This is a genomic window from Paenarthrobacter histidinolovorans (assembly GCF_014647595.1).
In the GTDB taxonomy this organism is placed as follows: Bacteria; Actinomycetota; Actinomycetes; order Actinomycetales; family Micrococcaceae; genus Arthrobacter; species Arthrobacter histidinolovorans.
The window spans coordinates 858,302-882,366 of sequence record NZ_BMPM01000001.1; the positions used below are offsets into that span (position 1 = coordinate 858,302).

The 24,065-nt window shown below is 63.5% G+C and carries 22 protein-coding genes; 10 read left to right on the top strand and 12 right to left on the bottom strand.

Annotation, left to right across the window (positions count from 1 at the left end; all coding sequences use genetic code 11):
* Positions 1–59: 59 nt before the first annotated feature.
* A complete protein-coding gene (locus IEY62_RS03960) occupies positions 60–2,279 on the top strand; it encodes a S9 family peptidase (protein WP_189014088.1) in 2,220 nt (739 codons plus the stop codon).
* Between the two features lie 66 nt (positions 2,280–2,345).
* Here IEY62_RS03960 and IEY62_RS03965 read toward each other — a convergent pair whose 3' ends face one another.
* Both IEY62_RS03965 and IEY62_RS03970 read right to left on the bottom strand, forming a co-directional pair.
* Positions 2,346–3,158 (bottom strand): class I SAM-dependent methyltransferase, encoded by an 813-nt coding sequence (locus IEY62_RS03965; RefSeq protein ID WP_189014090.1) that lies wholly within the window; start codon positions 3,156–3,158, stop codon positions 2,346–2,348.
* Positions 3,159–3,177: 19 nt separating this feature from the next.
* Complete coding sequence (locus IEY62_RS03970; protein ID WP_229785051.1) at positions 3,178–3,561, bottom strand: DUF7793 family protein; 384 nt, start codon at positions 3,559–3,561, stop codon at positions 3,178–3,180.
* Positions 3,562–3,764: 203 nt separating this feature from the next.
* On the opposite strand from IEY62_RS03970, the gene IEY62_RS03975 reads away from it, so the two are divergent.
* Positions 3,765–5,405: an ATP-binding protein gene (locus IEY62_RS03975; protein WP_189014094.1), complete on the top strand. Its 1,641-nt coding sequence runs from the start codon at positions 3,765–3,767 to the stop codon at positions 5,403–5,405.
* Between the two features lie 156 nt (positions 5,406–5,561).
* Here IEY62_RS03975 and IEY62_RS03980 read toward each other — a convergent pair whose 3' ends face one another.
* Positions 5,562–5,732 carry a hypothetical protein gene (locus tag IEY62_RS03980; protein ID WP_189014096.1) on the bottom strand — a complete coding sequence of 57 codons (171 nt, stop codon included), beginning with the start codon at positions 5,730–5,732 and terminating at the stop codon, positions 5,562–5,564.
* Positions 5,733–5,838: 106 nt separating this feature from the next.
* Here IEY62_RS03980 and IEY62_RS03985 point away from each other — a divergent pair, with 106 nt between their 5' ends.
* The gene (locus IEY62_RS03985; protein ID WP_189014098.1) at positions 5,839–6,891 is read left to right on the top strand and encodes a hypothetical protein; all 1,053 of its coding nucleotides are present in this window, start codon (positions 5,839–5,841) and stop codon (positions 6,889–6,891) included.
* 2 nt (positions 6,892–6,893) lie between these two features.
* Positions 6,894–8,447 carry a putative bifunctional diguanylate cyclase/phosphodiesterase gene (locus IEY62_RS03990; RefSeq protein ID WP_189014100.1) on the top strand — a complete coding sequence of 518 codons (1,554 nt, stop codon included), beginning with the start codon at positions 6,894–6,896 and terminating at the stop codon, positions 8,445–8,447.
* On the opposite strand, the gene IEY62_RS03995 is transcribed toward IEY62_RS03990, so the two are convergent.
* A complete protein-coding gene (locus tag IEY62_RS03995) occupies positions 8,440–9,018 on the bottom strand; it encodes a GNAT family N-acetyltransferase (RefSeq protein ID WP_189014102.1) in 579 nt (192 codons plus the stop codon). The genes IEY62_RS03990 and IEY62_RS03995 overlap by 8 nt on opposite strands.
* Before the next feature lie 108 nt (positions 9,019–9,126).
* Here IEY62_RS03995 and IEY62_RS04000 point away from each other — a divergent pair, with 108 nt between their 5' ends.
* From IEY62_RS04000 to IEY62_RS04010, 3 genes are read left to right on the top strand one after another with little or no spacing between them, the layout of a single operon-like run.
* On the top strand, positions 9,127–9,585 hold the full coding sequence (locus IEY62_RS04000; protein ID WP_189014104.1) for a hotdog fold thioesterase: 459 nt from the start codon (positions 9,127–9,129) through the stop codon (positions 9,583–9,585).
* Between the two features lie 8 nt (positions 9,586–9,593).
* Positions 9,594–10,943 carry a phenylacetate--CoA ligase PaaK gene (gene paaK, locus IEY62_RS04005; protein ID WP_189014106.1) on the top strand — a complete coding sequence of 450 codons (1,350 nt, stop codon included), beginning with the start codon at positions 9,594–9,596 and terminating at the stop codon, positions 10,941–10,943.
* Positions 10,944–10,980: 37 nt separating this feature from the next.
* Entirely contained in the window at positions 10,981–11,583 is a 603-nt protein-coding gene (locus tag IEY62_RS04010; RefSeq protein WP_018776946.1) for a TetR/AcrR family transcriptional regulator, read from the top strand.
* 123 nt (positions 11,584–11,706) lie between these two features.
* Here IEY62_RS04010 and paaZ read toward each other — a convergent pair whose 3' ends face one another.
* The 7 genes from paaZ to IEY62_RS04045 all read right to left on the bottom strand — a co-directional run bounded on the left by paaZ (position 11,707) and on the right by IEY62_RS04045 (position 19,093).
* Positions 11,707–13,806, bottom strand: coding sequence for a phenylacetic acid degradation bifunctional protein PaaZ (gene paaZ, locus IEY62_RS04015; RefSeq protein WP_189014109.1), 2,100 nt, complete (start codon positions 13,804–13,806; stop codon positions 11,707–11,709).
* A 129-nt stretch (positions 13,807–13,935) separates the two neighbouring features.
* A complete protein-coding gene (locus IEY62_RS04020) occupies positions 13,936–14,664 on the bottom strand; it encodes a tyrosine-protein phosphatase (protein ID WP_189014111.1) in 729 nt (242 codons plus the stop codon).
* A 124-nt stretch (positions 14,665–14,788) separates the two neighbouring features.
* Complete coding sequence (locus tag IEY62_RS04025) at positions 14,789–15,391, bottom strand: GNAT family N-acetyltransferase (RefSeq protein WP_189014113.1); 603 nt, start codon at positions 15,389–15,391, stop codon at positions 14,789–14,791.
* 26 nt (positions 15,392–15,417) lie between these two features.
* Positions 15,418–16,281, bottom strand: a complete 864-nt coding sequence (locus IEY62_RS04030; RefSeq protein ID WP_189014115.1) for a 3-hydroxyacyl-CoA dehydrogenase family protein — start codon at positions 16,279–16,281, stop codon at positions 15,418–15,420.
* The gene (locus tag IEY62_RS04035) at positions 16,278–17,078 is read right to left on the bottom strand and encodes an enoyl-CoA hydratase/isomerase family protein (RefSeq protein WP_189014116.1); all 801 of its coding nucleotides are present in this window, start codon (positions 17,076–17,078) and stop codon (positions 16,278–16,280) included. Before IEY62_RS04035 ends, IEY62_RS04030 begins: the two co-directional genes overlap by 4 nt.
* The gene (locus IEY62_RS04040) at positions 17,078–18,304 is read right to left on the bottom strand and encodes a thiolase family protein (protein WP_189014118.1); all 1,227 of its coding nucleotides are present in this window, start codon (positions 18,302–18,304) and stop codon (positions 17,078–17,080) included. Before IEY62_RS04040 ends, IEY62_RS04035 begins: the two co-directional genes overlap by 1 nt.
* Positions 18,305–18,436: 132 nt before the next feature.
* Positions 18,437–19,093, bottom strand: coding sequence for a pentapeptide repeat-containing protein (locus IEY62_RS04045; RefSeq protein WP_189014121.1), 657 nt, complete (start codon positions 19,091–19,093; stop codon positions 18,437–18,439).
* A 175-nt stretch (positions 19,094–19,268) separates the two neighbouring features.
* On the opposite strand from IEY62_RS04045, the gene IEY62_RS04050 reads away from it, so the two are divergent.
* Positions 19,269–19,994 carry a dienelactone hydrolase family protein gene (locus IEY62_RS04050; RefSeq protein ID WP_189014123.1) on the top strand — a complete coding sequence of 242 codons (726 nt, stop codon included), beginning with the start codon at positions 19,269–19,271 and terminating at the stop codon, positions 19,992–19,994.
* Positions 19,995–20,106: 112 nt separating this feature from the next.
* Here IEY62_RS04050 and IEY62_RS04055 read toward each other — a convergent pair whose 3' ends face one another.
* Positions 20,107–21,570 (bottom strand): amino acid permease, encoded by a 1,464-nt coding sequence (locus IEY62_RS04055; protein WP_189014125.1) that lies wholly within the window; start codon positions 21,568–21,570, stop codon positions 20,107–20,109.
* Positions 21,571–21,954: 384 nt separating this feature from the next.
* Between IEY62_RS04055 and IEY62_RS04060 the strand changes: the two genes are divergently transcribed.
* Both IEY62_RS04060 and IEY62_RS04065 read left to right on the top strand, forming a co-directional pair.
* Positions 21,955–23,205 carry an Nramp family divalent metal transporter gene (locus IEY62_RS04060; RefSeq protein ID WP_189014127.1) on the top strand — a complete coding sequence of 417 codons (1,251 nt, stop codon included), beginning with the start codon at positions 21,955–21,957 and terminating at the stop codon, positions 23,203–23,205.
* Between the two features lie 52 nt (positions 23,206–23,257).
* Complete coding sequence (locus tag IEY62_RS04065; protein WP_189014129.1) at positions 23,258–23,986, top strand: CPBP family intramembrane glutamic endopeptidase; 729 nt, start codon at positions 23,258–23,260, stop codon at positions 23,984–23,986.
* Positions 23,987–24,065 lie beyond the last annotated feature (79 nt).

The window sequence follows — 24,065 nt, forward strand, 5'->3', positions numbered from 1 at the left end:
CCCGGCGCTCTGAGCGAAATTGCTGGTTCAGTGTCGGAGCGCATCTATAGAGTGGCCCCATGAGCCACATTTCTTCTGCATCCCCGGTCGCCCGCGAAACTGTTCCGGAGCCGCCCGTTGCCAAGCGGGTTCCCACCCGCCGGGAACATCACGGCGATGTTTTCGTGGACCATTACGAATGGCTCAGGGACAAGGAATCGCCGGAGGTCGTGGAGCACCTGAAGGCGGAGAACGCCTACCAGGAGGCCGTGACTGCGCACCAGGAACCCTTGCGCGAAACAATGTTCCAGGAGATCAAGGGCCGCACCCAGGAAACGGATCTTTCGGTCCCCAGCCGTAAGGACGGCTGGTGGTATTACAGCCGTTCGGTGGAGGGCAAAGAGTACAGCATCCAGTGCCGTGTCCTGGCCCGCAACACAGGCGATCCCGTGGCTGACTGGACGCCCCCGGCCGTGGAGGCTGGCGTGGAACTTCCGGGCGAGGAGGTGCTCCTTGACGGCAACGTCGAAGCCGAAGGCCAACCGTTCTTCAGCGTCGGCGGCGCTGCCGTGCCCGTGGACGGCAACCTCTACGCCTACGCGGTGGACAACTCCGGGGACGAACGCTTCACGCTCCGGATCAAGGACCTGCGCACCGGCGAACTCCTCCCGGATGTCATTGAAGACATTTTCTACGGGGTTGCTTTCTCCCCGGACGGCACCCGACTCTTCTACACAGTGGTTGACGAGTCATGGCGGCCCTACCAGGTGAAATCCCACGTTCTGGGCACGCCCGTCGCCGAGGATGAGGTGCTTTACCAGGAGGACGACGTCGCCATGTGGCTGGGCTTCGACCTCGCCTCCGACCGGCGCCACCTCGTGCTCAGCATCGGCTGCTCGGAGTTCAGCGAAACCCGTCTGCTCCGCTTTCACGATTATGACGCCGGCCTCAAGACTGTCATCCCACGCGGGGAGCACATCCTCTACGAGGCCGAGCCCTTCCTGCTCGAAGGACGGGAGACGCTGCTGCTGACCCACAACAAGGACGCCATCAACTCGATGGTCAGCCTGGTGGACCCGTCGGAGCTCACCAAGCCCATCGCCGCGCAGAACTGGCGCACCGTCGTCGCGCATTCGGACGACGTCCGGGTCAACGGCGCAGGCGTGACCTCCACCCATCTGGTTCTTTCCATCCGCAAGGACACCATCGAAAGGGTGCAGGTGCTGCCGTTGGCAGGACTGGGCACCCCTGCGCAGGGCGCACCGGTGGAACCGGCTTTTGACGAAGAGCTCTACACGGCAGGCGTTTCGGGGTCGGACTATGAAGCCCCGGTTATCCGGATGGGTTACACCTCCTACTTCACACCGTCACGGGTGTACGACTTCGTGCTCCCGACGCCCGGGCTGCCCGAGGGACAGCTTCTGCTCCGCAAGGAAAGCCCGGTCCTGGGCGGCTACTCCTCTTCGGACTACGTTGCGACTCGTGAGTGGGCAACCGCCGACGACGGCACGCGGGTCCCGTTGTCGGTGCTGCGTCACGCTTCGGTACAGCCGGACGGCACAGCGGCGGGCCTCGTCTACGGATACGGCTCGTACGAGGTCAGCATGGACCCCGGGTTCGGCGTAGCACGGCTGTCCCTCCTGGACCGTGGCATCGTCATGGTCATCGCCCATATCCGGGGCGGGGGCGAACTGGGGCGCCACTGGTACGAGGACGGGAAGAAGCTCAACAAGAAGAACACCTTTACGGACTTCATCGCGGCCACGGATTGGCTGGCCGTCTCAGGCCTGGTCGACCCCTCGCGTATTGCCGCGATGGGCGGTTCAGCAGGCGGACTGCTCATGGGCGCCATCGCCAATATGGCCCCCGAAAAATACGCTGCCGTGGTGGCACAAGTGCCGTTCGTGGATGCCCTGACCACCATCCTGGACCCTGAGCTGCCCTTGTCCGCCCTCGAGTGGGAGGAATGGGGAAACCCGATCACCGATCCCGAGGCGTATGCGTACATGAAGTCCTACACTCCGTACGAGAATGTGGGAGCCACGGCCTATCCAAAGATCGCGGCCGTGACGTCCTTCAATGACACCCGGGTGCTTTACGTTGAACCGGCAAAGTGGGTCCAGGCGCTGCGCGCCACCGCCACGGGAACGGAGCCGGTGGTCATGAAAATCGAGATGGATGGCGGCCACGGTGGCGCATCCGGCCGCTACGTCCAGTGGCGGGAGAGGGCCTGGGACTACGCGTTCATCGCTGATTCCCTCGGCGCCACGGAACTGCTCCCCGGCGCCGGGCTCAAATAGGCAAGCGCACCCATCTGAGTAGCAGATCAGGCCGTTGTCAGCCCTGAGAACGGCCTGATCTGCTACTCAGTTGAGTTGCCGCGCCCGGAGCAGTGCGTAATACCCCGGGATCACATCCGGAACCGTTGGGTTGCTCAACGGACGGGTTTCGATGCTGGTTGCGCCGTCCTCCACAAGGGTCCAGTCCGTCGTCGGAAAGGCCTTGGCGCGTTGCGCTGCGCCGAACCGTCCCGGCATGGGCAATCCCCGGATGGCCCACTCAAGCGGCGCGGGGATCGACTTCCGGGTGGCCCCAAGGTGACTGACGTAGTCCACCGGGGTGCCGGGAAAATTTGTCTCTGCCAGGAACACGCTGCCGCGGCCTCCGACGACGGGCAGCAGGTTTGCTGCCATGGCGGCACGTCCCTTGCGGTCCAGCACGTGCAGCACGCCGCGGATGAAGACGTTGGCATCGCCGGCCCAGCCTGCATTATCCAGCGCCGTTGCGACAGTCTGTGCAGCGTCCGGTGCCGTCATGTCGCACACGGCGAATGCCGCCGTCGTGATGCCTGCAGACTCTTGCCGGGCGCGTTCCACGGCGTTGGCGGAGTAGTCCAGCCCCAAGGCCAAGGGGAAGTGTTCGGCGAGAAGCCGGGTAAAACTGCCGTTGCCGCATCCAACATCCACCACCGGGAGGGTCGGATCGAGCTGCGCCAGTTTGGGAAGGTAACCGTTCAGTTCATGGTCGCTTCCCGAGTCCCACAGGACATCGCCGTTGGCCCCCGTTGAGCGAACATTGCCCCAGTACTGGTCCCAGGCGGTCAGCGGATCCTTGGGCGCGGAAGAGGAAAGCCTGATGAGGCGTGGAATCAGCAGGTACTTCCTCAGCGCAGAGAGCATGCTCCAAATATAGGGTGCCTTAGGCCTGCCCCAGCCACTCCAGCGCTTCTGTTTCGGACGTGAAGAACTTGGTGGGACACGGCGGCTTCATGATGCCCAGGAAGAAATTGGCGATGACCCTGTCCACCGGCGACGAACCCCAAAGGGCGATCCTGTTGGCCTGGCAGGGTTTGGCGAACACGGAACGGGCGCCGCGGGTGACATCGTCCGTGGTTGCCATATCCACAATCATGGGGTGGCGTTCCTGGCCGCACAGTTCGTTGACCCGGTCCATGGCCCGCTGGGCATCCGATTCCTTGATCCTTGCGCCGCGGGGCCAGGTCAGACGCAAAATTCCGGACTCTTCAAGATCCAGCTGAAACGTCACCTGCTGGTGTTCCTGGGGTGTGGTGGGTTGGTCCACGATTTTCCTCATCCAATTCTGTGCCACCGACAGTGGGGCTGCGGTGCTTCCTCAAGGCTGTCGAATCCGAAGGACAATGTAAAGGCGTGACCTACGACTCATCCGGCCCATTTGCTGCGAGGCGTCCGTACCCCGCCATGCCGCTGATAGGGTGTTGCCACATCCGGAATTTACGTGGTTAAGCGGTGAAGGGAAGGGGCTCAGTGGGCCAGGACGGTGCCGAAGTACAGCTCTCCCTTTCCGCAGTGGTTGCAGATACCGATGCGGACCGCCTGGCCCTGGCCTCGGAGGCCCTCGTCGCAGCCGGCTTCCGCGTTCTTCCTGCCAGGAACGCCGGGGAAATGGCTTCGCTGCTCCAGCACCAGGGTCCTTCGGTAGTAGTGGCGGAATGCGCGCTCGGCCGGTCCCTCCACAACCCCGGAATCCCGGTATTGCTCCTGCTCGGTGAAGCGGAATCGCTGGATGTGGAAGCACTCGAGTCGTGGCGGGTGGCCGACTACGTCATGGGCCCTGTCCGCGGTGACGAAATTGTCCATCGGGTACAGACCCTGATCGGCCGCTCAAAGGAACGGGCACGCTCCCGGGGTGAGGTCGAGGCATTGCGCGAAAGCCTGCGCGGCGTCTCGTCGGCTATCCGGGAAACCAATGACCCCCAACTGATCGCAGACCATGTTGTCCAAGGTTTCGGCGACGCCCTGGGCGTGGACCACGTCTGGTTTGCGACGTTCCAGGACGAACGGGTCCCCACCATCCGCGCCCAATGGAGCCGCCCGGGATGCCCCATGCTTCCGGCCAGGCTGGGTGAGAGTGAGGGCACCATCATGGAGGTGGCCAACAAGTTGTGGGCCGCGGCCGATGTGCTGGCCGTAACCGACCACCGCGAGGACCCCGGTTCGGCCATCGCCTCCGCCCTGAAAACCTGGTCCACTGAACTCAACCCCGTTTCCACCGTGCTGCTGCCCGTGGGTGAAGGCGCCTCAGCCATGGGCATCATCCTGCTCTCCACTGTGGAGGAGCGCCATGAGTGGACCCGACCGGAAATCGCGCTCCTGCAGCACGTAGCCGGAAACGTGGCACACGGGCTTATCCAGGGACACCTGATCAGCGCACAGCAGCGGGTCCTGCATCAACTGCGGCAACTGGACAAGGCCAAGACCGACTTCCTGGCCACCGTGAACCACGAGCTTCGCACCCCGTTGACCTCCATCACCGCGTACCTGGACATGATCCAGGACGGTTCAGGCGGCCCGGTTCCTGACGGGATCAACAGGATGCTGGACGTCATAGCCCGAAACTCCAGCCGCCTGCGGAAGCTCATCGAGGACATGCTGACGGTGTCGATGCAGGACGGCAGCAATCTCGACCTCAAGCCCGTGGACATCGCCAAGCTCCTCCAGGTGGTCGTCGCTACGCTCAGGCCGTTGGCAGAGTCACGACACGTGTCGGTGTCCGTGACTGAGGGTCCCGAGGACATCGAAGTCACTGCGGACGAGGCAAAGCTGGAACAGGTCTTCACGAACATCGTGGCCAACGCCATCAAGTTCACCCCCGAGGGCGGCCGCGTGGGCATCAGCAGCGCCGTGTCATCTTCCGAGGATGGCGGGCGGGCAGCGCTGGTGAAGATCGCGGACAACGGCCTGGGCATTCCCGAACACGACCTCCCCCACATCCTGACTCGCTTCTACCGGGCATCCAATGCCACTTCGGCCGCAGTTCCCGGCAGCGGCTTGGGCCTGGCAATCGCACACGACATCATCAGCCGCCACATGGGACGCATGGTGTTTGACTCCACCCTCGGCTCCGGAACCACAGTGTCCGTTGAGCTGCCTGTCGGCGGACCGTAGGTTCAAGGCCCTGTGACAGCCCTGTCAATGCCTCGGCGGGACCACACCCGGGCGGTCACTAATGCGCGACATACTTTGAAACAAAAATTGATGCCCCGGGCCGTGGCCCGGGGCATCAATTTTATGTCAAGTGGCCTTGAGAGGCTCCCCCAATGTTTAGTTCGGCCACCACCCGATGCTGGTGGTGCTCGTCTTGGTCGTGGTGGTGCTGTTCGGCCACCAGCCGATTGCCGTGCTGTCCTGCGAAGGCTCGGCATTAGCCGGAGCAGCGAATCCCGTTACTGCCAGAACTGCCGCCATGAGCAGGGTTGCCGCAAATTTCTTCATCCGCTATGCCCTTTCGTACTGATGCGAATTGTTGACTGTGACTTGAATAAAGTCACGGGGCAAACTATACGAGCTTTTCGTCGGCAATGACATGGATAATAGGCAGATGAATAGTCCCCACCTCGCCTCGCACCTCGTGGCCGGTCTTACGGCCCGGGCCAAATGGAAGGAACGGGATTTCGACGAGGCCTTCCGGCTTGCAAGTGAAGCCGCGGAGCTCGCCTCGGCCGCCGGGGACGACCATTCCTGGTGGGACATGCGTTACCTGCAGGCCGAATGCCTCCGGGACCAAGGACGGATCGAGGAATATCTGCACCTGGCCACGGACCTGAAGGACCACAGCTTCACAGCCACTTCGCCCGAGCTTGGTGCCAAAGCCGGAACCATGGTGGCCGTGGCATTCCAAGGCCTCGGCCGGCTCGCGGAGGCTGCCACCACCGCGGCCGATGCCGCGAAGCTCGCCTCTCTGGACCCTGACTTGCTGTACGTGCAGATTCTGGCCCAACGGGCGCTCATCGCTGCCCTGGCCGAGAGCCGGCTCCTGGATGACGCATGGCGGGAATGCCTTGTCCTGGAAACGCTGATCAACGACGACATTGACGAGGACACAGCCGGTAAGGGCTATTGGGTGATCGGCAACGTAGCTTTCCTGGCCGACCGGGTCGCCGACGGGGGCAGGTACCACGACCTTGCCGCAGAACGGCTGTCGCCGTCGAAAGACGTCGATCTGTGGGCACGCTTCAACCGTGCCTCAGCCGAAATGCGCCTCCAGGCCAAACTCGACGACGCCGCCACCTTGCGCTGCATCGAACGGGCTGAGCTCGCCACCGATATCGTTGGCGGATCCGAGCGGGACCACTTGGAGATGTCGCTGGTCCGCGCCCACTGGAATTACCTCAACGGCCAAATGCAGGAAGCACTGGCCATCCTTGAGCCGTTGAGTGCCCGCTCTTCCATTTTGGCCACCCAAACTGCGGCCGAGGCCCACTTCCTCCTGGCCCGCTCATTGCTGGACTCCGGCCGGACCGACGAGGGCCTGGCAGCCTGCGAACTCGCCGCCAGGCTCTTCGACCAAGCGGCCCTGCCCGAGCGGAGTGCAGCCGTTCGCGACTACCTGCAGAAAACTGTTGAACTGCAGGACGGGCCCCCCAAGGTTTAGTCGTGTCCGAAGCAAGCATGTATTCCGGCAACGATCCCCGCTTGGAGCTGCTCCTCGAAGGGATCGTCCGGCTCGCGGCAGGGGACCTGACCACCCGGGTGCAGGTCTCCGAAGCGCGCGATGAGATCGACGCCGTGATCATGGGCACCAACCTCCTGGCCGAGGATCTGCAGATAGTCTACGAGGAGCTCGAACAGCGGGTGCAGGCCCGTACCCAACAGCTCAACGAAGCCCACCTCGCCATGCGCCGCATGGCCATGACCGATCCTTTGACGGGCCTGCACAACCGTTCGGCATTCGCCTCCGCGCTCAACGAAGTGCAGGCCGGGGAAGCGGACGGCAGGAAGCGCGCGGCCATCCTGTTGCTGGATATGGACGGCTTCAAAGCCATCAATGACTCCCTGGGCCACACCATCGGCGACAAAGTCCTGGAAACCGTAGCCGGGAGAATCAGCGGAGCGGTCCGGGAACAGGACATGGTGGCGCGGATGGGTGGCGATGAATTCGCGGTGTTGATCCCCGGAGTAACCCCCAGCGAAGCCGCCGTCATCGGCAACCGCATCCTTGCCGCCGTCGTGGAAGTCATGGCGATTGAGGGCCAGCACCTCCGGTGCGGTGCCAGCATGGGCCTGCGCATGGCCGAGCCCGGCCAGCGCGCGGAGGAACTCATGATGGAAGCGGACATCGCCATGTACGAGTCCAAATCCGACGGCCGGGGGCGACTGAAAGTCTTCGAACCGGCCATGTTGCATGCGCGGCAGATGCGCAACCAACTCGTCGGCGAACTCAAGGAGGCAATCGCCGGATCCCAGCTGGTGCTCCACTACCAGCCCATCGTCAGGCTGGACACCCGGGAAATCGAAGGCGTAGAGGCGCTGGTCCGCTGGAACCACCCCACCCGCGGACTCGTCATGCCCGATGAATTCATCCCCATTGCCGAAGAAACGGGCATGATTTCCGATCTTGGCGGCTGGGTGCTCCGCACCGCCGTCGAACAGTTGAAGCAGTGGCGAAGCGACCCACTGACCCGACGCCACCACTTCAGCATGCGCATCAACGTTTCGGCGGCGGACCTGCAGCGGTTGGAGTTCGTGGAGGACGTGCGGGAAGCACTTGCTTCGGCGGATCTGGACCCGTCACTCCTGGTGCTTGAACTGACCGAGAGCGCCGTCATCCAGGGAAACGACCTGGACCGATACACCCTTAACAGCCTGCGCCGCCTGGGCGTGGGCCTGGAGATCGACGACTTCGGCACGGGCTATTCGTCCATCAGCTATCTGCGGCAGTTGCCCGTGGACACAGTGAAAGTGGACAGGACGCTCCTGTCAGCACTGGGAAGCGATCCTTCCCAGCCTGCCCTCCTGGCAGCGGTCCTGCAGCTCATCCGGGCATGCGGGCTGAAGGCCGTCTGGGAGGGCATCGAAACTGCGGAACAGGCTGAGTATCTGTTGGGCATCGGCTGCACCAGTGGACAGGGGTACTTCTTCAGCAGGCCGCTGGCCGAGGCGCAGCTGACCGAGCAACTAAAGCACCACGACACCTGGCCGGTCAGCTGACGCTGCGGGTCCACGGACGGTGCCGGTTGCGCCACTCAGAATCCAGGATTGCGTAAATGTTCTCCGTGGCCCACTGGCCCTTGTAGTGCCAGTTGTCCACCAAGGTTGCCTCCAAACGCATCCCGAGCCGGTGGCAGACCGCTGCCGAGCCTTCGTTGAGGGCGTCCAGCTTGGCGTCCACGCGGTGGAAGGACAAGTGCTCGAATGCCAGGCGCAGAACGGCTTCGGCTGCTTCGGTGGCGTACCCGTGGCCGCGGGCATCCGGGTGCAGGATCCAGCCAAGTTCTCCCTGCCCGGTGCCCTCCAGCCATTTCAGCACTACCTCCCCCACCAGGCCCGGCTGGTCCTGGCGCTCAATGGCCAGGCAAACCCAGTCCCCTTCCTGGTTGAACTCGAAGTTGGCGTAGCGCCCCAGGACTTCCATGGACCTGGTCTTGGTGAGTTCGTGGCGGAACAGGAAGCGGGCTGTTTCGGGGAGGGCCTGGTATTCGTGGAAGCGTTCGAGATCTTCCACGACGAAACGGCGCAGGATCAGGCGGTCGGTGACAATCGGGAGCTCAATTTCGGGCATGCACACGAGGCTACTAGGCCGGGACGAATAGTGGCCCAGTCTTGACACGTGGCGCGATCTGGGATTACCTAATGAACATTCGGTAAATAAAGCTGGAGGCAATGACGCATGGTTGAAACAACCCTCTCCGGTGCATCGCACCACATCCTGACGAACGACTACGCGTCCGAATGGATGGGTATCGAGGTCCTCAAACTCGACGACGGCCACGCCACCATCCGCATGCACCTCCGGCAGGAGATGCTCAACGGATTCGGCATGGCCCACGGCGGCATGATCTTTGCCTTCGGCGACACCGCTTTCGCACTGGCCTGCAACCCGGCCAACCCGACGCCCGAGGAGGCGGCCTCCATCACGGTAGCCTCCGGCGTCGACATCAACTTCATCAAGCCGGCCTTCCAAGGCCAGGTGGTTACCGCCGTCGCAAACCGCCGAGCAAGCACCGGACGCAGCGGGCTGTACGACATCCAGATCTTCGCGGCTTCACCCGACGCCACCCCCGACACCGCGCCCGGCGAACTCATTGCCGAGTTCCGTGGCCGCAGCCGTACCATCTCCAAGAAGTAGGAACCCCCATGACCCAGAACACCGTGGCCGCACCCGCTACTGCCGACTCCAAGGCCAGTGCTCCCGTGCTGGACCGTGAAGAGACCATCTCCCGCGACGAACTCGAGGCACTGCAGCTCACCCGCCTGCAGCACACCGTGGCCTACGCCTACGACCGCGTTCCCCTGTACAAGCGCAAGTTCGACGAAGCCGGCGTGCACCCCACCGACCTGCGCGAGCTCAGCGATCTTGGCAAGTTCCCGTATACCACCAAGGAAGACCTCCGCCTGGAGTACCCGTTCGGCATGTTCGCCGTGCCGCAGGACCAGGTGGCACGCATCCACGCCAGCTCCGGCACCACCGGACGGCCAACCGTGGTGGGCTACACCAAGAACGACCTCGCCAACTGGGCAACCCTGGTGGCCCGCTCCTTCCGCGCCTCCGGCGTCCGGCCCGGCATGAAGGTGCACAACGCCTACGGCTACGGCCTCTTCACCGGGGGCCTCGGTGCGCACGCAGGCGCCGAAGCGCTGGGCTGCACCGTCATCCCCATGTCGGGCGGCCAGACCGAACGCCAGATCCAGCTCATCCAGGACTTCAAGCCGGACGCCATCCTGGCCACCCCCACGTACCTGCTCACCATCGCCGACGCCATGGCGCACATGGGTATCGATCCCACGTCCACCTCGCTCAAGTACGCCGTGCTCGGCGCCGAACCGTGGACCGAAGAGATGCGCCACGAACTCGAAGTCACCATGAACATCAAAGCCTCGGACATCTACGGGCTCTCCGAAGTCATGGGTCCGGGCGTCGCCGGCGAAGCTGTTGAGACGCAGGACGGCTGCCACATCTGGGAGGACCACTTCCGCCCCGAAATCATCGATCCCTTTGATCACTCCACGGTCCTTGCTGACGGCGAACCGGGCGAGTTGGTGTTTACCTCTTTGACCAAAGAAGCCCTGCCCATCATCCGGTACCGCACCAAGGACCTCACCCGCCTGCTCCCCGGCACCGCACGCCCCGCGCACCGCCGTATGGGCCGCATCACCGGACGCAGCGACGACATGATCATCCTCCGCGGCGTGAACCTCTTCCCGTCCCAGATCGAAGAAATCGCGCTCCGTATCCCCGAGCTCAGCCCACACTTCCAACTTGAAATCACCCGCCCGGAGGGCAAACGCATGGACTCGCTGACCGTGAAGATCGAGCGGCGCGAAAACGTCACCGCTGATGCCGGCACGACGGCGGCACACGCCTTGCGTGAGCAGATCAAGATCCACGTCGGGTCATCCTGCGTCGTCGATGTTGTGGAGCCAGGTTCGCTTGAGCGGTCAAATGGCAAGCTCCGCCGGATCTACGACATGCGGCCCAAGGGCTGAGCGCCTCCCCCCGTTGAGATCATGAGAAAATGCCAGCATGCCTACTGAGACCACCACCAAGCGCGGACGGCCCGGTTATGACCAGCAGTCGGTGCTCCGCATCGCCGTCGACGTCTTCAACCGCCACGGGTACGACGCAACGTCCATGGGCATTCTGGCCGAGAACCTCGGGATCTCCAAGTCAGCCATCTACCACCACGTGCCGTCCAAGGGCGATCTTCTGAAGCTCGCCCTGGACCACGCGTTGGGCGGTCTTGAGGCCATCCTGGAGGAGCCCTCGGCCACGTCAGGGCCCGCCGATGCACGCCTCGAGTTCGTGCTGCGGCAGACCATCGCCGTGCTGGTGGACCGGCTGCCGTTCGTGACCCTGCTCCTGCGATTGCGTGGCAACACGGAGATCGAACGGGACGCACTGGAACGCCGGCGCGCGTTCGACCACAAGGTAGCTGAACTGATCTCCGCTGCCCGCGAGGACGGCTCCCTGCGCCAGGACATCGATCCCCGGACCGTCACACGCCTCCTGTTCGGCACCATCAACTCGATCGTCGAGTGGTACAAGCCCGGCGGCTCACTGTCCCCCGAGAAGCTCGCGGACGACGTCATCACCATGGCCTTCGACGGACTCCACACCGCAGCCTGACCCTCCCGCACAGCCCACGCCCTCAGACGCGCAGGCTCAAAACGAAACGCCCTCCCACAATGTGGGAAGGCGTTTTGTTCGTGAGCCGGCGTCACCACCAAACCCCAGGGACCTGAGGGAGGGTTACTTCTCCACGAGGGTCAGGACATCGTAGGTGGCGACGATTTCGTCGTTCTGGTTGGTCAGGACGGCGTCCCAGGCCACCTCGCCGTACTCGTCGGTCTCACGCGGGGTGATCTTCTTGGCGGTCAACGTGACCCGGATGGAGTCACCCGCTGCAACAGGGGTGATGAAGCGCAGGTTCTCCAGGCCGTAGTTGGCCAGCACGGGACCCGGCGCGGGCTCCACGAACAGACCTGCGGCCCAGCTCAGCAGCAAGTAGCCGTGGGCCACGATGCCCGGGAAGAACGGGTTGGCCTCGGCAGCCTCCTGGTTGGTGTGCGCGTAGAAGGTGTCGCCCGTGGAGTTCGCGAAGGCGGTGATGTCTTCGAGGCTCACCTGGCGCAGGTCCGAACGGACGGCGTCGCCAATGCGCAGGGTTGAGAGGTGCTTCCGGAACGGGTGCTCGCCTTCGGTTTCGACCGTGAAGTTGCGGTCGGCACCGGTGTGCCACTGGCCAGTGACCGCGGTGAGCATGTTCGGGGACCCTTGGATGGCCGTGCGCTGCATGTGGTGCAGGACGGAGCGGATGCCGCCCAGTTCCTCGCCGCCGCCGGCCCGGCCGGGACCGCCGTGGACCAGGTGGGGTACGGGCGATCCGTGCCCTGTGGATGAGCGCGCGTCTTCGCGGTTCAGCATGTGCACGCGGCCGTGGTGGGCGGCGATTCCCGTCACCAGTTCGCGGGCGACAGCGGGATCGTTGGTGCACACGGAGGCCACCAGCGAACCCGAGCCGCGGGCTGCCAAGCGGATGGCGTCGGCAAGGTCGGAGTACCCGAGCACGGAAGAAACAGGCCCGAAAGCTTCCAGGGAGTGGACTTCCTCGGCTTCGGCGTTGGCCCAGTTGAGGAGCACGGGCGACATGAACGCACCGCCCTGCACAACGCCCACCGCGCCACCAACGGAGGTCACCGACGGCGAATCGAGAGATCCGTACGCAAGTTCACCTCCGGCGTCGAGCATTGACTGCACGGCCGCGCGGACGTCGGCGAGCTGTTCGAGGGAAGCCAGGGCGCCCATGGTGACGCCCTCGGCGCGCGGGTCACCGAGGACAACGCGCTCGTTGATGCGGGCCCCGACGGCGGCCGCGACGTCGGCGGTCAGCTCCTGCGGAACGATGATGCGGCGGATGGCGGTGCACTTCTGGCCCGCCTTGACGGTCATCTCGGTGACGACCGCTTTGACAAAGGCGTCGAACTCGGGGGTACCGGGGACGGCGTCGGGACCGAGGATGGCGGCGTTGAGCGAGTCGGTCTCGGAGGTGAAGCGAACGCCGCCCTGGACCACGTTGCGGTGGGATTTGAGCGAGTTCGCGGTGGACGCCGAGCCGGTGAAGGAGACGAGGTCGCGGTAGTCGAGTTCGTCCAGGATGGTCCGCGCGGAGCCTGAAATCAGCTGGAGGGAACCTGCCGGGAGGATGCCGGACTCGACTATTGCCTTCACGGCGTCAGCGGCCACATAGCCCGTGGGAGTCGCCGGCTTCACGATGGTGGGAACGCCGGCCAGGAACGCGGGTGCGAACTTTTCCAGCATGCCCCAGACCGGGAAGTTGAAGGCGTTGATCTGCACGGCGACGCCGGGAATGCGGGTGTAGATGTGTTGACCGGCGAACGAGCCGTCCTTGGAGAGCACCTCCATGGGGCCGTCAACAATGACCTGTGAGTTCGGGAGTTCGCGGCGTCCTTTGGAACCGAAGGTAAAGAGGACACCGATGCCGCCGTCGATGTCGATCATGTTGTCGATCTTGGTGGCGCCGCTCTGCGAGGAAGACGCGTAGAGCTCTTCACGGCGTCCGTTGAGGTACATGGCAAGCTCTTTGAGCTTGAGTGCGCGCTGGTGGAACGTCAGTTTTCCAAGTTCGGCCTGGCCGGTAGTGCGCGCGAAATTCACGACGGCGGCGAGGTCCAGTCCGTCGGTGCTCACGTTCGCCAGGACTTCTCCGGTGCTGGCGTCGCGTACAGGAACCTTCCTGGCGTCAGGCGCCGGGGTCCACCAGGCCCCCTGGACGTAGCTGGGGACGGTGGCAACGGCTGTGGTTTCCGGGGCGACTGCGGTAGTGGTCATCGTCGACGGGTCCTTCCAAGGCACATGAAATCGGCACGGTCATTGATGACAGAAGCCAACATTACTGACCGGCCGTTCGGTAATATATACAGGGTACATGAATCCCCCGGCGAGTACAGCAGTTGTTTTTCAACCGGGGAAGTCCGGCCTGGCTCCCACTTTGGCCCGGACCGCGCCCAGCTCCTCCGGAGAAACCCCGTTGTCCGTGAGGAATCCAGCAACATCAAGCGAAGCCAGGAAGATCCGCAGGCTCCTCAGGCGTTCGGCCACCATGGCCTCGAGCTGCTCATCGGGAAGGTACGGATCATGTGCGTGTGGCGCGCCATGGGTCCGGTGCCGCTCGTTGATTCCCCGGGCCGCAAGCTCGTACCCGGCAAGGATTTCCTGATCGTCCATCCCCGCGAGCCGCTGCAGCATCAGGGCGATCATGCCGCTCCGGTCCCTCCCGGCAGAACAGTGCACCACCACTTTGCCCGGTGAGGCAGCAATGGCCTTGAAAACCGCGGCCACTTTGTCCCCGAACAGCTGCAGATAGTCGCCGTACTGTGCCGGATCCCTCAGGTACGGACCAAACAACTCATCGAATTGGCTGTGGTCCGGGTCTTCCGTAGGGCAATGGACGACGTCGATCCGCGCCTTCACATCGTCCGGCACCTCGGGATCGGTGTCGCGTTGCCGCCGCTCGCGCGAGGCGCGGAGGTCGATCACGGTGCGGACGCCGTCGTCGTACATTTGCTGCCAGCCGTCCCCGGTGACCCATTCGTGGCGACCCATCCGGTACACGTCGCCGGCGATCTTCCAGGCGTTGACAGCGCCATCCCAGTGGACACTTTGGTGAGTTGAAGAAGTCCCATCCATAGCAGCCAGCTAAGCACATTGGGTGCGAGGAAGGGACTGCCCGCCGAGGGGTGAGCTCTCGGGACTAACTGCCCGCCGAGGGGTGAGCTCTCGGGACTAAACGCCGGCGCTTACCGCCGAAAGCTCACCCCTCGGCGCCGTACTTGGCCAGCCGGTACTCCAGACCGTTGCGGACAGCCGGCCACTCGTGCTCGAGGATGGAGAACACCACGGTGTCGCGAAGCACGCCGTCCTTGGTGCGGGAGTGGTTCCGGAGCACCCCGTCCTGCTTGGCGCCGAGCCGGGCAATGGCTTCGCGGGACTGGTGGTTCAGCCAGTGCGTGCGGAATTCCACGGCAGGACAGCCCAACACTTCAAAGGCGTGCCTCAGCAGCAGCAACTTGGAATCCGGGTTGGTTCCCGTGCCGTGCGCCGAGGCCGCGTTCCAAGTGGAACCGATCTCCACGCGAGGGGTCGCTGCGTCGATGTTCATGTAGGTGGTCATGCCGATCAGCTTGCCCGTAGCCCTGGACCGTGTGGCGAAGGGCAGCATGGAGCCGGCCTCCTGCAACGAAAGGCGGCGTTCGATGTCCGCAGCCATGCCCTCCGGAGTGGGAACCGAGGTGTACCAGAGCTTCCACAAGTCGCCATCCCGGGCCGCGTCCACCAGGCCATCGTGGTGTTCCTGCGTCAACGGCTCAAGGGTCACGAACTTGCCGGTCAAGGTGATGGGTTCAATGAAAGTCACCCGGATAGCCTAACCGGCTGCGGCGATTAGTCGTTCCAGTCGAAGAAACCCTTGCCGGTCTTGCGGCCCAGCTCGCCCCGCGCCACTTTGTCCCGCAGGATCTGCGGCGGAGCAAAACGGTCACCCAGCGTGGAATGGAGATACTCGGCAATGCCGAGCCGCACATCCAGCCCAACGATGTCCGTGGTCTTCAGCGGTCCTGTGGGGTGCTTGTAGCCGAGAACCATGGCGGCATCGATGTCTTCCGCTGAGGCCACGCCTTCTTCCACCATGCGCATCGCTTCCAGGGCAATCGCCACGCCCAGCCGTGAGGACGCGAAGCCAGGAGCGTCATTGACGACGACGGCGGTCTTGCCGAGTGCCTCAGTCCAGCTTTTCGCCGCAGCAGCGAGTTCGGGAGACGTCTCCTTGGCCAGCACCACTTCGATGAGGGTGGAGGCGGGAACAGGGTTGAAGAAGTGCAGCCCGACGAAGTTGGCGGGACGGCGAAGTTCGTTGGCGAGTCCTGTGACCGAAAGCGACGACGTGTTGGAGGCCAGGAAGGCATCGGCAGAGAGGTGCTCCTCCACCGCCTTGAGCGCCGTGACCTTGAGGTCGTAGTCCTCCGGCACGGCTTCCACCACCAAGCCACAGTGGATGAACGATTCGTAGTCCGTGGAGGCACTGAACCGGGACATCACATCTTCGGTAGTTTCCGTGAGGGTGCCGCGGGCAGCGGATTTTGCCACGGCGTCGGCTACCCGGGAGTGGGCACCGGCTGCAGCCTCATGGTCGCGTTCCACCACCACCACGGTGGCCCCCTTGGTGAGGAAGGCGTGCGCGATGCCGGCACCCATCCGGCCACCGCCCAGCACTCCTACGACGTGCGGAATTTCGGGTACTGCGGTCATTTCCGGTTCCTGTCCTGCGCGGGGGCGTCTTTGTCGTGCGAAGCGGCCGATTTCTTATCGAGGAATGCCTGCATGCGGTCGAACTTGGCCTGGGACTCAAAGAGGATTCCCTGGGCGAGTGTGTCAATCACGGGGTGGGCCTCCGCCGGCGCATGGAACACCGACTTGGTGATGCGCACGGCCATCGGATCCTGCCGGGCGATCCGGTCCGCCAGAGCATGAGCCGCATCAATCAGCTCGGGTGCCTCGTAGATTCCCGTGATGAGGTTGATCCGCAGGGCTTCTTCGGCCCGCAGCACCGCGCCGGCCAGTAGTATCTCCTTGGCTTTCGGTTCACCGACGAGTTCCTTCAGGCGCCAGGTAGCGCCGGCAGCGGCCATGATGCCCAGGCCGGTCTCCGGGTTTCCGATCCGCACGCTCGGGGTGCCGATCCGGAAGTCCGCAGCGTAGGCGAGCTCGGCACCGCCTCCCAGGCAGTAGCCGTCCAAGGCGGCAATGACGGGCATGGGCAGCTTGGCGATGCGGACAAAGATGGTCGAGTTGATCCCCTGCAAGGCGTCGTCCCGGCGCCGCTCCCGCAGTTGTCCGATGTCGGCCCCGGAGGCGAAGACCCCATTTGTTCCCGCGATGATCAGGACTTTGGGGTTGCGTTCCAGCTCGGCACACACCGCATGAAGCTCGTCCACCATCTTTTGGTCGATGGCGTTGCGGACCTCGGGGCGGTTCAGCAGAACGGTCAGGCGGTCGTCGCGCTCCTCGAGCAGAAGCGTGGTGAAATCCTCGGGATTCAGTGCCATTACACGCCTTCCAGCAGCATTGCCGTGCCTTGGCCTACGCCGATGCACATGGTGGCCAGACCGAGCTTTGGTCCCGTCACCGTGGTCAGTTCGCGTTCCATCCGGCCCAGCAGCGTGATGGCGATTCTTGAGCCGCTGGAACCGAGGGGGTGTCCCAAACTGATGGCGCCGCCGTCGTTGTTGACGATTTCGGGGTCGAGTCCAAGGCGACGCATGCTGGCCAGCGACTGGGTGGCAAAGGCCTCGTTGAGTTCCACGGCCCCGAGCTGGTCCACTGATAGCCCGGTGCGTCCCAGGACCTTCTGCGTGGCCGGGACCGGTCCGATGCCCATGATTTCCGGCTCGCAACCGGCCGAGGCACCGTCGATGATGCGGGCGCGGGGCGTGAGGCCGAACTTCTTGATGGCGGCTTCGGAAGCGACGATGATGGCCGAGGCGCCGTCGTTGAGCGTTGAGGAGTTGCCAGCGGTCACTACGGATCCGCCCGGAACAACGGGCCGCAGCCCGGCAAGGACGTCCATGGTGGTTCCCTCGCGGGGGCCCTCGTCCGTGTCCACCACAGTCTCGGACTTCCGTGTTTTGACGGTGACGGGAACGATCTCGTCCATGAACCGGCCGCCGGCAATGGCTGCCAGGGCGCGTTCATGCGAACGGACGGCGAAAGCATCAGCGTCTTCGCGCGAAATGTTGTCCACACGGCCCACTTCCTCAGCCGTTTCCGGCATGGAATAGGTCATCTTGCCGTCACGGGACAGCCCGCCCTTGGTGAACAACGGGTTGGTGAAGCGCCACCCGATGGAGGTATCGAAGATCTGGCCCGGCTTGGCGAACGCGGTGGCGGGCTTTTCCTGGACCCAGGGTGCACGGCTCATGGACTCGACGCCGCCGGCCACCACGATGTCCGCGGCACCGGATTTGATCATCTGGCTGGCCATGATGATGGCGCTCAAACCCGAGGCGCACAGTCGGTTGACCGTGATGCCCGGGATGTGGAGGGGCAGTCCGGCAAGCAAGGTTGCCATGCGGGCAACATTGCGGTTTTCTTCGCCGGCACCGTTGGCGTTGCCGAGGATCACTTCATCAATCGAGTCAGGATCGACGCCGGCACGCGCCACAGCTTCCCGGACCACCAATGCGGCGAGATCGTCGGGGCGGACTGAGGACAGCGCCCCACCATAGCGACCTACGGGCGTCCGTGCGCCGCCAACAAGAAAAGCCTCGACCATGAGAACATCCTTCGCGAAAGTGAAAGGGACCGGCCCGGAATAATATACCGACCGTTCGTTCTATAAAGATTACACGGCCCTGCGGGACGGTCAACAGATGAACCTCTCCGCCGGACCGTCCCGCGACCCCGCTCAGACCACCCGGATCCCCAAGTGACCAGCCAGCAGGGGCGCCATCAGACTCAGCTGGTAGTCGTCAATCACCACCCCAGCCAACCCTGCCAAACCATTGATGCCCCGGAATTCCGACGTCCGCAGATCCACGTCCTTGAGCTTGGCACCCGTGACGTCCAGGGTGCCGATGGTGGAGTTCTTCAAAGCAACCCGGGTCCCTGTGCATCCACCGAGATCGAGTTCATTGATGATGCAATCGGAGATCTGCACATCCATGAGCTTGGACCCGCGGAGATTCACGTAGTCCAGCTTGCCGCCGTCGATTCGGACGGAACGCCAGATGCCCTCATAAAGTTCGGCCGAACCCCACCGCGGATTGGTGATCTCCACATCCTGCCAGGAAGTACGCGCAGCCATGAACACGGGCGCGTACGGCTCAGCCAGAATGCACTCACGGAACGTCGCCCCACGCAACTGCGCCTCATTGAAGGACACACCGTTGAATTCACACTCGATGAAATCCGCGCCACTCAGCTCCTCCCCGTCCGCCGAGACCCGGGTGAGCCGGACGCCGTCGTACCTTTCGCCGCGCTGGAAGTCCGGGGCGTCGTCGTCGCGCAGTTCCTCCAGGCGCACCGGAGAGATTTTAGGGGCCGCAACCTTCGCAGCCGCCATCAGAGTGCCTCCGCCTTCCCGGATTCCTGCGGAAGATCCGGCATGCCAGGGCAAGCCTTCCCCGGTCCGGCGTTGATATGCTGCGTCAAAGTGGTGGGTAATTCCATGCTTCGAGCCTATCCCCGGGCACTGACAAAAACCGCCGTCGGGGGAAACCACGTTGAAAGGCCAAACCATGGTCACCATCGATCTGAGCGGGCAAAGCAAGGCAGCGGGAGGCTCCGCATCCCTCAAGGGATACCTCGCCGAACCCCGGGGAGAGGGGCCGTTCCCGGGCGTTGTGATGATCCATGAGGCCTTTGGCCTGAACGACGTGATGCTTCGGCAGGCAGACCGGCTGGCTGCGGCGGGCTACCTGACAATCGCTGTGGACCTGTACAGCGACGGCGGCACCAGGCGCTGCCTCGTCGCAACCATGCGCTCTTTGCTCTCAGGCGGGGGCCGGGCCTTCACCGACGTGGCAATCGCCCGGGAGTGGCTGCGAAGCGATGACAGGTGCACGGGCAAGGTGGGCGTCATCGGCTTCTGCATGGGCGGCGCATTCGCCTTGCTGGTGGCGAACGACGGTTTTGACGCAGCCTCCGTGAACTACGGCCAACTGCCGCGGGACCTGGACAGTGCCCTCCTGGGTGCCTGCCCGGTGGTCGCCAACTACGGCGGCAAGGACCGGACCCTGCCCGGAGCCGCCGCCAAGCTGGAGCAGTCCCTCACCAGCCTCGGCGTCGAGCACGACGTCAAGGAATTTCCGACGGCGGGCCACGCCTTCATGAACGACGCCCCGGTCGGTCCCAAGCTGCTTCGTCCCTTGATGCGGGTCATGGGGATCAAGCCGGACCCTGCCTCGGCCCCCGAAGCCTGGCAGCGTATCGAGGAGCATTTCGCGAAGCACCTGGCGGGCTGATTCCAGCAAAACCTTCCAGCAAAACCCACGCAGAACAACCACAAGCGCCCCTTCCGGTGAACCAATCACCGGAAGGGGCGCCCGTCGTCGTGCGTTTGTTATGTCACAAGCGTCAGCTGAAAAGTTCGCTCTTCGGCTGGTTGTTCTTGACCTTCTGCCAGCCAAGCCACAGCACCAAGGCGAAGAACGGAATCGTCGCCAGGGTCCACAGGCCCAACAGGAACACCTCTCCGGTGGCTTTGTCGGTCATGGTGTCAAAGCCGATCAGCACAGTAATGACAAGCAGCGCGATGAGGCCAAGCCAGCTGGTCCACGGCGAACCGGGCATGGGAAGGCTGGAGACCTTGCCACGCTTCTTCCGCAAGGCAATCTGGCTCGCGAAAATGGATCCCCACGTGAAGATGACGCCGATGGAGGCGGTATTCAGCGCGAGATCGAACGCGTGCGAGCCGCCCAGCCAGATGTTCAGGAGGATACCCACCAGGTAAACGCCGCCGATGGCCAGGATGGCCGCGTACGGCACGTGGCGGGTGGACATCTTGGTGAGCCACTGCGGGGCGTGGCCGTTGTTGGCCATGGTCCGGAAGATGCGGCCGATCGAGTAGAGACCGGAGTTGCAGGAGGACAGCGCGGCGGTGATGACGATCATGTTCATGACATCGCCCATCCAGCCAAGGCCCATCTGGCCGAACACGGTAACGAACGGCGAGGTGCCTGCAACGTACTGGTCGGATGGAAGCAGCATGGCAAGCAGCGTCACCGAACCGACGTAGAAGACCACAATACGGATCACGACGGCGCGGATCGCCTTGGGAACTTCACGTTCCGGGTTCTCCATCTCACCAGCGGTGATGCCGACGAGTTCAATGGCGTTGTAGGCGAAGATCACGGCGTTGAGGACCAGGATCATCACCAGGCCGCCCTTGGGGAACATGCCGCCGTCTTCGTGGAAGAGGTTCGCGACAGACGCGTGTCCCTCGCCAACCTTGGCGTTGGTGACAACCATGAAGGTACCAACAGCAAGGAAGATCACGATTGCTGCGACCTTGAGGCAGGATGCCCAGAATTCGAACTCGCCGAATGCCTTGACGCTGAACAGGTTCACGGCCACCAGCAGCACCAATGCGGCGATGGCGGACAGTTCAATCGGCACGTTGGGGAAGAAGAACTGGAAGTACAGGCCGATCGCGATGAGTTCGGCAATGCCTGTCATGGCCCAGTTGATGAAGTACATCCAACCGGAAAGGAAGGCGCCCTTCTTACCGAACATCTCGCCGGCGTAGCTTACGAAGGAGCCCGACGTCTGGCGGTACATGATGAGTTCACCGAGCGCACGCATCAGCAGGTAAGCGATGACGCCGGCAATGGCGTAGGAGAAGATCAGGGCCGGGCCCGTGGAGGCCAGGCGGCCACCGGCACCCATGAAAAGGCCGACGCCGATGGCACCGCCCATGGCGATCATGGTGACGTGACGGCGGCTCAGGGTCTTTTTGTATCCCTCGGCGCTGAGGGTGGAGCCCGCGGCTGCGGATGACGCCTTGGGGCTCTGGAGATCTGTGGGAGTACTTTGCGGCACAGCTGTTCCTTGTGGGTTGGGGTATTGCTGTAGGGGTTTCGCCCAGTGCCGGGACACGGGCGGCTTTGGCACACATAATTCGAGCTTTCCCGCTTTGAGGATCCCGAAGTGTGACAAAGAACGCAGAACGCCGAAGCTTCGCGCAACCCGTCTATCTTACGGGATTAACCGGAAGGCCCGTGACGCAGGCAACAACACCCCTCCCCCTCAAAGCAACGCGGGGTCAGATATGGCCCATGTTTGGCCTCCGGATGGGCCATATCTGACCCCGCGTTGCAGTTGGCAGGGAGGTTCTCCAATGGATTGCCTAAATAAAACTTTTCGGTATGCCTAAATTTCGCTATCCTCTTAGTGAGTACCCCCCCCCAACGATGAGGAACCCCAATGGCTGCACCCGCCCTGGAAACACGTGCCACATCCGGCAAAGTATGGTCCCGGCTCCTGCTCCTGGGACCAGCCTTCGTTGCCGCAATCGCCTACGTGGATCCCGGAAACGTCGCAGCCAACCTCACAGCCGGTGCCAACTATGGCTACCTGCTGGTCTGGGTACTGGTGGTAGCGAACGCCATGGCAGTCCTGGTCCAATACCAGTCAGCCAAACTCGGCCTCGCCACGGGCATGAGCCTGCCGGAGATCCTGGGCAAGCGGCTCGGAAACAAGCGCCGGCGCCTGTATTGGCTGCAAGCGGAGGTCGTCGCCGGCGCCACGGACATGGCAGAGGTCATCGGTGGAGCCGTGGCCTTGAACCTGCTGTTCGGAATCCCGCTGCTTGCCGGAGGAGTGATTGTCGGCGTCGCTTCCATGTTGCTCCTGGCACTGCAGTCGCGGCGGGGCCAGCGCTCGTTCGAATACGCCATCCTGGTTCTCCTGGGGATCATCGCCGTGGGCTTCGTGTCCGGACTGTTCGTCAATCCCCCTGATGCCGGCAGCGCCTTTGGCGGGTTGGTTCCGCGTTTTGAAGGCACGGACACCATCCTTCTGGCAGCGAGCATGCTTGGCGCCACAGTGATGCCCCACGCGATCTACCTCCACTCGGCACTTGCCCGTGACCGGCATGGCTTCTCCCCCGACCCCGTCATCCGGACCAAGCTGATCCGCGCCACCCGCACGGACGTCGTCGGCGCCCTGCTGCTGGCCGGAGTCGTCAACATATCGATGCTCCTGCTCGCCGCCTCCAGCCTGCGCGGCATAGAAGGCACGGACACCATCGCAGGCGCCCACGCCGCAGTGACATCCGCATTGGGCCCAGCCATCGGCGTGATCTTCGCAATCGGGCTCCTGGCGTCCGGGCTGGCATCCACCTCGGTTGGTTGCTACGCCGGCGCGACCATCATGGGCGGTCTCCTCAAAGTCCGCATTCCCCTGCTCACCCGCCGTGTCATCACCCTGATCCCTGCGCTGATCGTCCTGGGCGCGGGCATTGAGCCGACACTCGCTTTGGTGCTGAGCCAGGTGCTGCTCAGCTTCGGTATCCCCTTCGCGTTGATTCCCCTTATCAGGCTCACCGGCAAGAAGGACGTCATGGGCCTCCACGCCGACAGCATGCCGCTGAAAATCGCAGGTTGGACCAGTGCCGTGCTGATCGTCGGTTTGAACTGCGTCCTCATCACCCTCACCCTCACAGGGCAGTCCTGAGGTCGGGCCTCACCTGATCCGGAGCATCGGGCAGCAAAGCTAGGCTTGACCCATGGGCACTCTTCACACCAAGGCATCTTTGTACAGATTCACTGCCCTGGATGCCTTGGCCGTAGCCGTTTATCTCGGATTCACCGTGTACTTCACGGTCAGCGGTGAAGCTGTCGAGAGGCTGATGCTTCAGCTGTTCACCGACCCGGCCACCGCGTCCTATGCCGTCAACGCTATCTTTTATGCCGGCGTCGGAATATTTGCCGTGGCGTCAGCCTGGCGCGTGGTGGGGCGGGACCTCAAGATCCTGGGAACGCGTCCGTGGTTCACCCTGGGCATGATTCCCTTGGCGATCGTGGTGATGCTCATCCTCACGGCTCTGCTCGTGGCGGCGTTCGGGACCGCCCAGAGCTCCGAGAACCAGTTGGGAATCCAGGGGCTGCTGCAACACGTTCCGGCCTGGCTGATGGTTCCCCTGCTGGTGGTGCTGGGGCCGTTCGTTGAGGAATACCTGTTCCGCCATCTCCTGATCGGCAAGTTGTCGCAGCATGTGAACATCTGGATCTGCTGCGTGATCTCGGTGCTCGTCTTCGCATCGATCCACGTGGTGGGCCGTGAGGGGCTGGTGCTGTCCGCCCTGGCGCCCTATTTGGGCATGGCCGCAGTGCTGGTAGCCGTCTACGTCTGGACCGGCAAAAATCTAATGTTTTCCTACTTTGTTCACGCCGCCAAGAACCTCATGGCCGTCGTCCTGATCTATGCAGTCCCGCCCGAACTCCTGTCCAAGTAGCTCGCAGATCAGGTCGTTCTGAGCGCTGGGAACGACCTGATCTGCGACCCAGCTGGGTAACCCGGACGGAAACTGACCG

What these genes read in the sequence shown, in the direction of transcription:
- IEY62_RS04010 (WP_018776946.1), top strand. Translation starts at nt 10,981, where the DNA reads ATGCCTACTGAGACCACCACCAAGCGCGGACGGCCCGGTTATGACCAG.
- IEY62_RS03960 (WP_189014088.1), top strand. Translation starts at nt 60, where the DNA reads ATGAGCCACATTTCTTCTGCATCCCCGGTCGCCCGCGAAACTGTTCCG.
- IEY62_RS04000 (WP_189014104.1), top strand. Translation starts at nt 9,127, where the DNA reads ATGGTTGAAACAACCCTCTCCGGTGCATCGCACCACATCCTGACGAAC.
- IEY62_RS04020 (WP_189014111.1), bottom strand. Translation starts at nt 14,664, where the DNA reads ATGGATGGGACTTCTTCAACTCACCAAAGTGTCCACTGGGATGGCGCT.
- IEY62_RS04030 (WP_189014115.1), bottom strand. Translation starts at nt 16,281, where the DNA reads ATGACCGCAGTACCCGAAATTCCGCACGTCGTAGGAGTGCTGGGCGGT.
- IEY62_RS04060 (WP_189014127.1), top strand. Translation starts at nt 21,955, where the DNA reads ATGGCTGCACCCGCCCTGGAAACACGTGCCACATCCGGCAAAGTATGG.
- IEY62_RS03980 (WP_189014096.1), bottom strand. Translation starts at nt 5,732, where the DNA reads ATGAAGAAATTTGCGGCAACCCTGCTCATGGCGGCAGTTCTGGCAGTA.
- IEY62_RS04045 (WP_189014121.1), bottom strand. Translation starts at nt 19,093, where the DNA reads ATGGCGGCTGCGAAGGTTGCGGCCCCTAAAATCTCTCCGGTGCGCCTG.
- IEY62_RS03965 (WP_189014090.1), bottom strand. Translation starts at nt 3,158, where the DNA reads ATGCTCTCTGCGCTGAGGAAGTACCTGCTGATTCCACGCCTCATCAGG.
- IEY62_RS04040 (WP_189014118.1), bottom strand. Translation starts at nt 18,304, where the DNA reads ATGGTCGAGGCTTTTCTTGTTGGCGGCGCACGGACGCCCGTAGGTCGC.
- IEY62_RS04035 (WP_189014116.1), bottom strand. Translation starts at nt 17,078, where the DNA reads ATGGCACTGAATCCCGAGGATTTCACCACGCTTCTGCTCGAGGAGCGC.
- paaK (WP_189014106.1), top strand. Translation starts at nt 9,594, where the DNA reads ATGACCCAGAACACCGTGGCCGCACCCGCTACTGCCGACTCCAAGGCC.
- IEY62_RS03985 (WP_189014098.1), top strand. Translation starts at nt 5,839, where the DNA reads ATGAATAGTCCCCACCTCGCCTCGCACCTCGTGGCCGGTCTTACGGCC.
- paaZ (WP_189014109.1), bottom strand. Translation starts at nt 13,806, where the DNA reads ATGACCACTACCGCAGTCGCCCCGGAAACCACAGCCGTTGCCACCGTC.
- IEY62_RS04050 (WP_189014123.1), top strand. Translation starts at nt 19,269, where the DNA reads ATGGTCACCATCGATCTGAGCGGGCAAAGCAAGGCAGCGGGAGGCTCC.
- IEY62_RS03995 (WP_189014102.1), bottom strand. Translation starts at nt 9,018, where the DNA reads ATGCCCGAAATTGAGCTCCCGATTGTCACCGACCGCCTGATCCTGCGC.
- IEY62_RS04065 (WP_189014129.1), top strand. Translation starts at nt 23,258, where the DNA reads ATGGGCACTCTTCACACCAAGGCATCTTTGTACAGATTCACTGCCCTG.